10 protein-coding genes and 1 tRNA gene are annotated in these 11,785 nt (G+C 40.6%); 5 read left to right on the top strand and 6 right to left on the bottom strand.

The annotated features are described in order from the left end of the window. A partial coding sequence (locus ACLL8Z_RS00155; RefSeq protein WP_411272713.1) for a hypothetical protein occupies positions 1-2,673 on the top strand: 2,673 nt, incomplete at its 5' end. On the opposite strand, the gene obgE is transcribed toward ACLL8Z_RS00155, so the two are convergent. The 6 genes from obgE to ACLL8Z_RS00125 all read right to left on the bottom strand — a co-directional run bounded on the left by obgE (position 2,670) and on the right by ACLL8Z_RS00125 (position 6,708). Beyond that, entirely contained in the window at positions 2,670-3,671 is a 1,002-nt protein-coding gene (gene obgE / locus ACLL8Z_RS00150; RefSeq protein WP_411272712.1) for a GTPase ObgE, read from the bottom strand. The two genes, ACLL8Z_RS00155 and obgE, sit on opposite strands and share 4 nt — an antisense overlap. A gap of 153 nt (positions 3,672-3,824) precedes the next feature. Next, positions 3,825-4,397 carry an adenylate kinase gene (locus ACLL8Z_RS00145; RefSeq protein ID WP_411272711.1) on the bottom strand — a complete coding sequence of 191 codons (573 nt, stop codon included), beginning with the start codon at positions 4,395-4,397 and terminating at the stop codon, positions 3,825-3,827. A gap of 206 nt (positions 4,398-4,603) precedes the next feature. Beyond that, positions 4,604-4,677 (bottom strand) — tRNA-Arg (locus ACLL8Z_RS00140). Between the two features lie 100 nt (positions 4,678-4,777). After that, positions 4,778-5,242 carry a redoxin domain-containing protein gene (locus ACLL8Z_RS00135; protein ID WP_411272710.1) on the bottom strand — a complete coding sequence of 155 codons (465 nt, stop codon included), beginning with the start codon at positions 5,240-5,242 and terminating at the stop codon, positions 4,778-4,780. A 79-nt stretch (positions 5,243-5,321) separates the two neighbouring features. Next, positions 5,322-6,236, bottom strand: a complete 915-nt coding sequence (locus ACLL8Z_RS00130) for an SDR family oxidoreductase (RefSeq protein ID WP_411272709.1) — start codon at positions 6,234-6,236, stop codon at positions 5,322-5,324. Positions 6,237-6,453: 217 nt separating this feature from the next. After that, entirely contained in the window at positions 6,454-6,708 is a 255-nt protein-coding gene (locus tag ACLL8Z_RS00125) for a hypothetical protein (RefSeq protein WP_411272708.1), read from the bottom strand. A 400-nt stretch (positions 6,709-7,108) separates the two neighbouring features. Between ACLL8Z_RS00125 and atpD the strand changes: the two genes are divergently transcribed. The 4 genes from atpD to ACLL8Z_RS00105 form a co-directional block, all read left to right on the top strand. Beyond that, positions 7,109-8,614 carry a F0F1 ATP synthase subunit beta gene (gene atpD, locus ACLL8Z_RS00120; protein ID WP_411272707.1) on the top strand — a complete coding sequence of 502 codons (1,506 nt, stop codon included), beginning with the start codon at positions 7,109-7,111 and terminating at the stop codon, positions 8,612-8,614. Positions 8,615-8,651: 37 nt separating this feature from the next. Continuing rightward, complete coding sequence (atpC, locus tag ACLL8Z_RS00115) at positions 8,652-8,900, top strand: ATP synthase F1 subunit epsilon (RefSeq protein ID WP_411272706.1); 249 nt, start codon at positions 8,652-8,654, stop codon at positions 8,898-8,900. A 546-nt stretch (positions 8,901-9,446) separates the two neighbouring features. Then, the gene (ilvD, locus tag ACLL8Z_RS00110) at positions 9,447-11,126 is read left to right on the top strand and encodes a dihydroxy-acid dehydratase (protein ID WP_411272705.1); all 1,680 of its coding nucleotides are present in this window, start codon (positions 9,447-9,449) and stop codon (positions 11,124-11,126) included. Positions 11,127-11,180: 54 nt separating this feature from the next. Further along, the coding region (locus tag ACLL8Z_RS00105) for a thiamine pyrophosphate-binding protein (protein ID WP_411272704.1) at positions 11,181-11,785 on the top strand (605 nt) is incomplete at its 3' end.

Here is an 11,785-nt window from a genome sequence, read left to right as displayed (position 1 = left end):
ACAGTTGCCTACAGTCAGAACATAGAAAAGAAAATTTCAAGCCTCGAAGTTTCACTTTTAAGAGACACACTTATGCTTGAAGGGAATGCATATGCCTTCAACAATATCCGGGTAAATAATACGGGACAGATATCCCGGTCATTTAATATTGATTTAGATTTGCCTTCCGACTGGTCAAAAATTATTGATCTTCAAAAACTCTTCACTATTCAACCCGGAGAAAACCTCATTATCCCGTTTCGGATAGCTGCTTCATCTCTATCCCAAAGCGATAAGAGCTACAGGGCTATATTAAAGTTCGCGATGCCAGCTGAAAATATCAGTGATACTTTAGCTATAGTTTGCCTGATTAAAGCGCGTACATTATGGAAAATGAGCCTGCCAAATAGTAACATCCTTAAACAGGTAACTGGTGAAAACGCAATATTTCCAGTTTTACTGCGTAATTCGGGAAGCGCACCAGAACAAATTTCGCTCAATTTTAACGATAATGTCGGACTAAATATCCAAGACATTTTAAACGTGACTGTCCGTCCCGGAAGTGATACACTGTTGCAGGTAAATATTCCCGCAGATGATCGATTTCAGAATGCCCGGGAAGTCCGTATCATAGTCGAGGCAAGCAGTAAATCTAAAGATAAGCAGTCGGCTGAGCAACTAATTTCAGCGTTGAACTCCTCCCTGAGAGCAAACAAGACTCCTTGGTTTAATCTGCCACTGACCTTAGAAGTTGTGGGACAAAATGCTTTTACTGCTGGCGAAACCTTCACCTTGAATGGAGAATTGAACCTCGGTTTTAAGGATGAGCGTGGAGTGTCGATAAATTATCAGAGCGAGAGCCTTTATGGAGCCCGGGGAGGGCAATCTTTTATCCAGGCTCAATACCGCTCTAAAGGCTTAAATATAAGTGCCGGAGACCAGACCGGCTTTAAAAACTTCCAGATGATAGGTTATGGAGCTCGTAGTACTATCCCGCTTCGAAATAAAACTCAGGAAATACAAATATCTGCAATCAAGAGCAAGCGATACAGAACCTCTCAATTTACATATCAGCATCAGTTCACGACCAAAAAAGGCTCTCTAAGCATTGAAAATTTTGGATTCTTCGACCCAGATAAAGGAATAAACAGCTATATATCAGAATTAATGCTAAAAAGGTCTCTAGGTACGAATACAACAATAGGCTTTTTCCAGGCCGGTGGCTTTGAAGATATTAACCAGGCTACATTTTCTGATAAGAGATTATCATCGCGTACAGCATTACAGATTAACAGTAAATATAAAAAGATCAGTATCCGATCAAGTACCGACAGGGCTTCAAAATATTACCCCGGTTTCAATAAAGGATTATTTACAAGTACAAACGACGTGAGTCTTTTAGGTGAAGTACAGTCTCTATCTGCTTTTGCAAATATTAACTATCGTGGAGCATTACCAGATTCAGGAGTTTACGTAGCATTATTAAGTCTTAACAGTCATGAATATGGCTTAAAGTATGGTATATCACGGAAAACCTGGAGTAATTTTTTAACGGCGTCTTACTTGGGCCAGACAGAAGCCGGAGCTGATTCGGTAAAGAGCGGCACTTTTAGATTAGGCCTTGCAATGAATAAACGATTTGGTCAGAGTGCATTTTTGAACCTAGCTGTGAATGCGGGAAAAATTAGCCTTCCCGGTCTTGATAGCGTCAAGTCAACCAGCTTTAACAGTAGTGGCACTTTCCAGAGGAGAAATGTTGGAATCAATGCCCGATATGAGTATGGTTTTTCGCAATTAGGCGACATATACTCATACCTGCAAACGGGCCAAATACCTGAAAGGCTAAATGGAAATATATTTATAGAAAATTCACTCTTAAAAGGCAGTGTCCAGCTTAGAAACCAGGGAGATTTTAACCTAAATTATAGCGGCAACGACAAAAATTTCTCCCTGAGGTCCGATATTATTTTTAATCTCAGAAAGTCTTATACTCAGTTTAAACTATCCTATTTAAGGACTTTCAATAATATCGGCAGTTCAAATCTCAATTTGAGTATTAGAAAAAATCTCAATCTGCCTCTCCCCGGGATAAGGAAGTTTGAGACAATGGATGTTGTACTTTTTAAGGATATCAATGCAGATAGCGTATACAACGACGGTGATGAGGTGCTCCCGGACGCGACCATCCGGATTAACGGTAAATCTTTTATAAGTGATGCAAAAGGAAGGATATCTTACAGAAATGTTAGCAGGGGTGTTTATGATATTGATCTTACAATGAGTGCGCAAAAAAGCTGGGTACCACAGTCTGCATTCAGACAAACTGTCGAAGTAAATAAAGAAACCAATGTTTTTATTCCATTCAAAAAAACTGCTTTCTTCATAGGAAAGGTAATTCTGAACAGAGCATTAAATAGCACGAAAACTTTCAGTACAGCTAATATTAAAATTATGGCTGTTAGCTCGAAAGGGGAGACTTTCACGACTCTCACAACTGAAAATGGCTCCTTTTCTTTTAGTGTGCCTGAGGACAGGTATGAAGTAAGGATTATCAGCTCCGCTTTTGATACTAGTTTCCAAATTGCTGAAAGCGTGCTCCATACAGATTTAAAGAACCCGCTATTAATGAAACCGCTGGAGTTTATTGTGACTGAACAAAAAAGACAGATTAATATTCGGAAAGCTGGCCCCTAGTGAGCTGCGTTAATCTCTTTCCACAAAAGGTCTTTCAACTCTACCAGTCCTTTTTGCGCAACCGATGAAATGAATATGCAGGGCAGGTCGGGAAGTTCCATTTTTAATTCATCCATCAGCTCATCATCAAGCATATCCGATTTGCTTATTGCAAGTACACGTGGCTTTTGCATCAGTTCCGGGTTATACTGCTCAAGCTCGTTTAGAAGGATCAGGTATTCCTCTTTAATACTTCTGTTTGTATCCGCCGGTACCATAAATAAAAGCACTGAGTTCCTCTCAATATGCCTCAGGAAACGAATACCCAGCCCTTTACCCTTTGATGCTCCCTCAATGATCCCGGGGATATCGGCCATTACGAAGGACTTGTTATTCCTATAAGATACTATCCCCAGATTCGGAACAAGCGTGGTAAATGCATAATCGGCAATTTCGGGTTTAGCGGCGGAGACTACTGAAAGAAGGGTAGATTTTCCTGCGTTAGGGAAACCCACCAGGCCGACATCAGCCAAAATTTTCAATTCAAGCACCATCCACTCTTCCTTGCCGGGTTCGCCCGGTTGAGAATATCTCGGCGTCTGTTTTGTAGAAGTCTTAAAGTGCCAGTTCCCCAACCCACCGCGGCCACCAGCAGTTAAAATCTTTGTTTCACCATCTTTAGTTATCTCAAAGATTATTTCGCCGGTTTCCGCATCACGCGCTATAGTTCCAAGAGGCACTTCCAGGAATTCATCTTCACCGGTACGCCCCGATCTTTGCCCGCTCGAACCGGGTAGGCCATTTTCCGCTATAATGTGTTTCCGATATTTTAAGTGGAGTAGCGTCCAAAGCTGACTATTGCCCTTAAGAATTATATGACCGCCACGACCTCCGTCACCCCCATCTGGCCCACCTTTAGAAGTCAGAATATCTCTGTGCAAATGTGATGAGCCCGCCCCTCCATGGCCTGAGCGGCAGCATATTTTCACATAATCAACAAAATTTGAACCCTGCGACATTTTCTATTTGAGAATTGTTATTTGATGATTATAAAGCTTGCATGAAATTATATTCAATCCGCTATTTGAATGGTATACTTCTGCAGGTTGTTATTTAAAAGGTAGCAAAAACATGTTAAAAATGTAGAAATTCAAATTTGGTACCCGGATTTTTTAATAAGTATCAACCACCTCGCAGATAGATTCGAAAATCTCATCAACAGTTCCAATTCCATTGATGCTGGTGAACTTGTTTAGATCTTTATAATAATTAGCCACAGGAGCTGTCTTACAATTGTATTCAACGATACGGTTTCGTATCACTGTGGGATTAGCATCATCTGGGCGACCAGAATTTTTTCCCCTGTTCAGGAGCCTCTTTTCAAGCTCGTCAGTATCAACAATTAAAGCTACCATTCCTGAAATAATAGCCGCCTTACTTTTCAAGAGATCATCAAGCACTTCGGCCTGAGCAACGGTCCGGGGAAAACCGTCAAAGATAAATCCATTGGCATCCTTATTGAAATCCAGCTTGTTGCTTATCATTCCTATAACTACCTCGTCGGGAACAAGCATTCCCTTATCCATAAGCTTTTTAGCTTCAAGGCCTAATTCCGTTCCCTGGGTGATTTCAGTTCGGAGAATATCTCCCGTTGATAAATGAACCAAATTGTATTTTTGAATTAACTTTTCGGATTGTGTTCCTTTACCAGAGCCCGGAGGGCCAAACAAAACTAAGTTCAGCATTGGATGATCTAAAATTTAATTCCTTCTGGCATCACCAGATCGGAAGGGTGACAAGAATAGGTCTACTTAAAATTTTAAAAGCCTTTCCGATTGATGGCTGAAAGGCTTTTATATTTGCACTTAGGGGAGTACAGACCCTAACCCTCCCTTTTAGCAATGGGACACGGAATCCAATTACTGCTCGTTGTATCGTGCACTTTAAAATGTGCACCTGAAGGGAGTCGAACCCCTAACCTCCTGATCCGTAGTCAGGTGCTCTATCCAATTAAGCTACAGGTGCTTTTTTTAACGGACTGCAAAAATATGTTTTCTTTTCAAATTAACATAAGTTTTTTGAAAATATAAGGTATCTTTTCTTTCCCGATTTAAAAAAAAGCTAATTATTTATTTAATACTTCCCGGATTGCGTCAAAATTAGGAAGATCGCCTGCTGATTCTAAAACTTCTCCGTAAATAACGTTATGATTTTCATCAAGTACAAAAGCAGCTCGCTTAGAAACTCCTTTCAAATGAAATACGAACTCGTCATAATATGCTCCATAAGCCGGTGAAACTTCTTTATTAAAGTCGGATAATAGTGGAAACTGATAATTGTTTTCCTCTTTGAACTTTGCCAATGTAAACGGAGAATCTACAGATATTGCCAGCACTTCTGCGCCCATGTCACTGTAATACCCAAAAGTGTCGCGCATGTTACAAAGTTGCGCGGTGCATACGCCCGTAAAAGCCATCGGGAAGAAGTGAAGTACGGCTTTTTTACCTGCGTAATCTGACAAGGCTATTTCCTTCAATTCAGAACTGAATAATTTAAAATCTGGCGCTTTTTGTCCTATTGTTAATGTCATATTTTTCTGAAATTTTTCAAAGATAATTGTTTTCCCGAAATGCAATTAAACGTAATAAAATATTGACAATAGCTTGAAACTAGAAGATTTTACGTTGCTTCAATTGCATGTCGAGAACCTCTATACCCTCTTGGAACGATCGCGGCTGGTAGCCTAGTTGCCCGACAGCTTTATCTAGCAAAAAGCCTGTTCTCCTGGGTCTTCTGGCGCTCTGATTGAGGCTCTCAGCAGATATTGGGTTTATCAAAGATTTATCGAGCCCATAAAAATCTGCTACCCGCTCCACAATCTCTAGTATGCTCATCATATCTTTTCCAGAAATGTTAAAAACTCCCTCTGCCTCCTTCTTTGCGGCCAGGATACATCCAAGGGCCAAATCTTCTGCCAGGGTTGGCATGCGCCACTGATCATTCACAACATTGATTGGAGCCCCTTTTTCAAGTGCTCCTTTCGCCCATAGCACTATATTACTCCGGCTCATGTCGCTCACTATTCCATATACAATTATTGTACGAAGAATGGCCCATCGACTGGTGGATGTTTTTAATAAATTTTCTGCCTCAAGTTTTGTCCGGCCATAGTAACTTAAGGGGTTCGGCTCGGCATCCTCAGAATAAGGTCCATCCTCCCCATCAAATATGAAGTCTGTAGATATTTGTACGAGATGAATATTATACTTCTCACAAACGGAGACGAGTTTTGCAACCGCAACAACATTTAACGCTTCACACAATTCCCTTTCGGATTCACACGTGTCAACGTTAGTCATCGCAGCTGTATTGATAATAGCATCCGGTCTATATTTCTCAACCAGCTCAATTAATCGGTCTGCATCGCGGATATCAAATTCTTCGTAAACATATCCCGATCTGACAGGATGGCGGTTAGCGCCCACAGAAGTTGCAACAAGCTCTATCTCCTCATCACAAATGCTGATATCTGTCAATTTCTGGCCAAGCAGACCATTGCTGCCAGTTACTAAAATCTTTTTCATCTAGTCTCTCAAATAAAATCCCCGGCAGGAAGAAAAAAGTCTGCCGTAAATGTGCTCAAATTAACCTTTAATTTATTTAACAGACAATTAATCGAAAATTACACCAGGCATTGATATCGGTGGACCATCTTTAAACAAAAAGCCCCTTCCAGATAGAAAGGGCTCTGCGATCCTTTTAAACAATCAAGCTTTAATACTTCAAAAAGGAATTAATAAATTATGCTTTTGTACTATTGTTATTACGTGTAATTGCAACTATAATAACAATGAATACAGCAATACCAACAACCCATACCCAAGGTTGGCCATACCAAACTGAATCGCCGCCAGCATTTATATCTACCTCAACTTTTTCGGGAGCTGATTGAGCAAAAGTTTTAACAGATAAAAGCATAGTACTTAAGATCATTGTAAGTGAGAAAATAAATTTCTCTAATTTAGAATTGGTTGAAGGTTGTGTGATAGTTTTCATGATTTTTATGTTTAAGTTGTGATTAATATTGATTATTAACACTTAATTCAGGATTTGGTTTTAGCCACCTTTTAAATGGCGTGAAAGGTAACCTTGAGAGCCAAATTTGGTACATCACTGTCTGTAAATTCTATAAATAGAACACGGCTGATCATTCTCAAAACAACATGTTCTTAAACCAGGAAGCAAGTTTATTGCAACTCATTTGAAAGCCGTAAAACTCTACTTTACATCGGCCAGGTAACTCCTGAATATTAAAAAAAATCCTGCCAAACTTATCCTGTAAAAATTCTCAATTAAGTATTTGATTTACGGGGATAAAGAGTATTTTTGCAAACCAAAAAACGCCCAAAAAAACAGGGTGTCATTTGTTGATTTAATAAAGTTTTACAAAAATTATATGCCAAACTCCGGAAAAATAGCACAGATCATCGGACCTGTGGTCGACGTTAGCTTCACTGACAATGCACACTTACCAAAAATCTACGATGCACTTGAAATCGTGAAAGAAAATGGTCAAAAAATCGTTCTTGAGGTTCAGCAGCATCTTGGAGAGGACCGAGTTAGAGCAGTTGCGATGGACTCAACAGATGGCTTAGTTCGTGGAATGAGTGTAACCGACACAGGCTCTGCTATTAAAATGCCGGTTGGTGATAAAATTAAAGGACGTTTATTTAACGTTGTTGGCCAGGCTATCGATGGCATTGACGATGTCGATAATACGGATGGGTATCCAATCCACAATACACCCCCTAAATTTGACGAGCTTTCAACCGAAACTGAAGTATTATTTACTGGTATTAAAGTTATCGATTTGCTGGAACCTTACGCAAAGGGTGGTAAGATCGGATTGTTTGGTGGTGCTGGTGTTGGTAAAACGGTTCTAATCATGGAACTTGTAAACAACATCGCGAAAGCATACTCAGGCCTTTCAGTATTTGCCGGTGTGGGTGAGCGTACACGTGAAGGGAATGATCTTCTGCGTGAGTTTATCGAGTCAGGTGTAATTAACTATGGAGATGCATTTAAACATTCTATGGAAGAAGGCGGCTGGGATCTGGCATCGGTTGACAAAGAAGCATTAAAAGATTCAAAAGCCACATTGGTATTTGGACAAATGAATGAACCTCCTGGTGCACGTGCACGTGTGGCTTTGTCGGGTTTAACTGTTGCAGAGTATTTTCGTGATGGTGAGGGAGAAGGCCAAGGGAAAGATATTCTTTTCTTCGTTGATAACATCTTCCGTTTCACTCAGGCAGGTTCTGAAGTATCAGCCCTTCTGGGCCGTATGCCTTCAGCCGTAGGTTACCAGCCAACCCTGGCTACTGAGATGGGATTGATGCAGGAACGTATCACATCAACTAAGCGCGGCTCTATTACATCTGTTCAGGCGGTCTATGTTCCGGCGGATGATTTAACTGACCCTGCACCGGCGACAACTTTTGCCCACCTTGATGCAACAACGGTTCTCTCACGGAAAATCGCTGAACTTGGAATCTATCCGGCTGTGGATCCATTAGATTCTACTTCAAGAATCCTGAATGCAGCAACATTGGGTGATGAACACTATGGAACTGCACAACGGGTTAAAGAAATCTTACAACGATACAAAGAGTTACAGGATATCATCGCAATTTTAGGAATGGATGAACTTTCTGAAGAAGATAAATTAGTAGTGGGTCGCGCCCGCCGCGTTCAACGTTTCCTTTCACAGCCCTTCTTCGTTGCTGAGCAATTCACAGGATTAAAAGGTGTATTGGTTGATATTAAAGATACTATAAAGGGCTTTAATATGATTATGGATGGTGAAGTGGATGAATATCCTGAAGCTGCATTTAACCTTGTAGGTACGATTGAAGATGCAATTGACAAAGGAAAGAAACTATTGGCTGAAGCAAACGCTTAATTGATGTGAGACATATCTCATATCTCATATCTCATTTATGAAATTAGAAATTTTAACCCCCGACAAAAAGGTTTTTGAAGGTGAAGTCAAATCTGTAACTGTGCCTGGCACAATGGGATCGTTCGAAGTTCTTAAAGACCACGCTCCTATTATTTCGACTTTAGAGGATGGAAAAGTAATTATCCGTACCGGCAATTCAGAGGAAACGATATTTATAAAAGGCGGAGTGATTGAAGTGCTTGATAATAATATTATGGTGCTGGCAGAAGGAACTCAAAACTCCTAATATAACATTCCGAAATGGAGCCCCTGGATCAATGATCTAAGGGGCTTTTTTGTGTCCTGGAATGGCATAAATTTTCCCATTAAGGAGTTTTTCAGGCAGAATATTGCGATCATACTATGCATGCATAGTTTTTTGAACTGAAAACCCAAAACGGTTTTGGTCTAGTGATCAGAATAAAGTCAGTATATTATGAATATAATACATATATAATTTTGATATTATAAAATATAAAGAATTATATTCTTAAATAAAAAATATTTTTTAATGCTTGCTATAAATAAACGAAGACATTAAATTGAGTTATAAATAAAAACACAATTGTATGAATATTCCAAATACGATTAGATCAGGAGTAATTGATTCTTTTTCAGTGATTAAATCTCTTAAACTATAGGTCATTTTTATTCTCATTAATGTCATTCTCATACCCTCCACATAGGCGCCCGATATGGATATTTACGATAACGATCAAACGCCTTATTCACACCGAAAGGTTTTTTTTAGCATACAAGTATGAGAAAGCTTTCAATTGCACTTTAACGATAAATGGAACTAAATAAATACAGTAAGACAGTAACTCAAGACCCGACGCAACCCGCATCACAAGCTATGCTGTATGGCATCGGATTAACCAAATCAGATCTGGCAAAGGCGCAAGTTGGTATTGTAAGTATGGGATATGATGGAAATACCTGCAATATGCACCTGAATGAACTGGCCCAGGTCGTTAAGAAGGGGGTCTGGAACAATGACCTTGTCGGGCTGATGTTTCACACTATAGGCATTAGTGATGGTATTACTAATGGAACTGAGGGAATGCGTTTCTCCCTGGTTTCTAGAGATCTGATTGCTGATTCAATTGAAACTGTCTGTGGAGGCCATTTTTACGATGGTCTAATTGCATTACCCGGTTGCGATAAAAATATGCCCGGAGCTATAATGGCCATGGGCAGGCTGAACCGCCCGTCAATTATGGTTTACGGCGGAAGCATACATTCTGGAAATTATAAAGGTCAATCACTAAACATAGTCTCTGCATTCGAAGCATTAGGGCAAAAAATGGCAGGAAATCTCAACGAAGAAGATTTTCAGGGTATAATAGAACATGCCTGTCCGGGAGCGGGAGCATGCGGAGGTATGTACACAGCAAATACTATGGCTTCGGCTATCGAAGCTCTGGGAATGAGTTTGCCGTACAGTTCGTCCTACCCTGCCCTCAGCCAGGAGAAAAAAGATGAGTGTCTGGAAGCTGGAAAACATATTCGCACACTTTTGGAGAAAGATATCAAACCAAGAGATATCATGACCCGGAATGCCTTTCATAATGCTCTAGTAATTGTCATAGTTCTTGGAGGCTCGACAAATGCGGTATTACACCTCATTGCTATGGCTAAATCCGTTGGGATAAAACTTGACCTTTCAGACTTCCAAAAGGTAAGCGACGAAACATCTGTGATCGCTGATCTCAAACCCAGCGGCAAATATATGATGGAAGACGTTCACAATATCGGAGGAATGCCTGCGGTATTAAAGTACCTTTTAAGCAAAGGGCTTATTTACGGAGACTGCATGACGGTAACCGGCAAAACGCTTGCGGAAAATGTCGCCGATGCAATTGACCTTAACTTTGAAAAACAAGATGTCATCCTTCCGTATGAGAACCCAGTTAAAAAAACAGGACACTTACAGATGCTGTACGGCAATCTTGCACCGCAGGGTTCAGTTGCCAAGATTAGTGGAAAAGAAGGAGAGAAATTCACCGGTCCTGCCAGAGTCTTTGATGGAGAATTTGAGTTAATAGCAGGAATAAACAGCGGAAAAGTAAAAGCTGGTGATGTAGTGGTAATCAGGTACGTAGGTCCAAAAGGCGGGCCGGGTATGTCGGAAATGCTTAAACCAACATCAGCAATTTTTGGTGCCGGACTGGGTTCCTCAGTTGCACTTATTACAGACGGAAGGTTCTCTGGCGGAACCCATGGATTTGTAGTAGGACATATTACTCCGGAAGCATTTGAAGGGGGAAACATTGGGCTTGTTAAAGATAATGATATCATCGAACTCGACGCAATAAAGAATTCGATAAACCTAATGATATCAGATGAGGAAATGGAAGTAAGAAGGACAGCCTGGCAACAGCCTGAGCCGCCCGTCAAAAGCGGTGTATTGTTTAAATATTTCAGACAAGTAAAGAACGCCAGCGAAGGCTGCGTTACTGACGAAGCGTAATTGATGGTAATCCGGTGGATTGGAGTCATCAGTTGAAAAAATAAAGATATAATTATGGAAATAGCGCCGCAGGAATTAGCCAAATCAACTAAATCGAAAACAGTAGAAGTTTCTGGTTCGGTAGCTTTATTGGAAATCTTAATAGCCGAGGAGACAGAAGTTATTTTCGGATATCCAGGCGGGGCGATAATGCCGATTTACGATGCTCTATATGATTATAAAGAGAAACTAAACCACATCCTCGTCAGACACGAACAGGGTGGTATCCATGCCGGACAAGGTTTTGCACGCACCTCGGGTAAGGTAGGTGTTGTGTTTGCAACAAGCGGCCCTGGTGCTACAAACCTCGTAACTGGTTTGGCGGATGCCATGATCGACAGTACACCTCTCGTGTGTATTACAGGTCAGGTATTTGCTCATCTTTTAGGAACCGATGCATTCCAGGAAACTGATGTGATCAATATTACTACCCCTGTTACAAAGTGGAACTATCAGGTAACAGATGCTACTGAAATCCCGGAAGTGATTAGCAAGGCTTTTTACATCGCCAGAAGCGGAAGACCCGGTCCGGTACTTATCGATATAACCAAAAATGCTCAAATCCAAAAATTTGATTTTGCCGGTTATATCCCATGCAATCACATCAGAAGCTACAGACC

It is taken from the genome of Daejeonella sp., assembly GCF_046590655.1.
Lineage (GTDB): Bacteria > Bacteroidota > Bacteroidia > Sphingobacteriales > Sphingobacteriaceae > Daejeonella.
This window is presented reverse-complemented; position numbering and strand designations above follow the sequence as displayed.

What these genes read in the sequence shown, in the direction of transcription:
- obgE (WP_411272712.1), bottom strand. Translation starts at nt 3,671, where the DNA reads ATGTCGCAGGGTTCAAATTTTGTTGATTATGTGAAAATATGCTGCCGC.
- ACLL8Z_RS00145 (WP_411272711.1), bottom strand. Translation starts at nt 4,397, where the DNA reads ATGCTGAACTTAGTTTTGTTTGGCCCTCCGGGCTCTGGTAAAGGAACA.
- ACLL8Z_RS00135 (WP_411272710.1), bottom strand. Translation starts at nt 5,242, where the DNA reads ATGACATTAACAATAGGACAAAAAGCGCCAGATTTTAAATTATTCAGT.
- ACLL8Z_RS00130 (WP_411272709.1), bottom strand. Translation starts at nt 6,236, where the DNA reads ATGAAAAAGATTTTAGTAACTGGCAGCAATGGTCTGCTTGGCCAGAAA.
- ACLL8Z_RS00125 (WP_411272708.1), bottom strand. Translation starts at nt 6,708, where the DNA reads ATGAAAACTATCACACAACCTTCAACCAATTCTAAATTAGAGAAATTT.
- atpD (WP_411272707.1), top strand. Translation starts at nt 7,109, where the DNA reads ATGCCAAACTCCGGAAAAATAGCACAGATCATCGGACCTGTGGTCGAC.
- atpC (WP_411272706.1), top strand. Translation starts at nt 8,652, where the DNA reads ATGAAATTAGAAATTTTAACCCCCGACAAAAAGGTTTTTGAAGGTGAA.
- ilvD (WP_411272705.1), top strand. Translation starts at nt 9,447, where the DNA reads ATGGAACTAAATAAATACAGTAAGACAGTAACTCAAGACCCGACGCAA.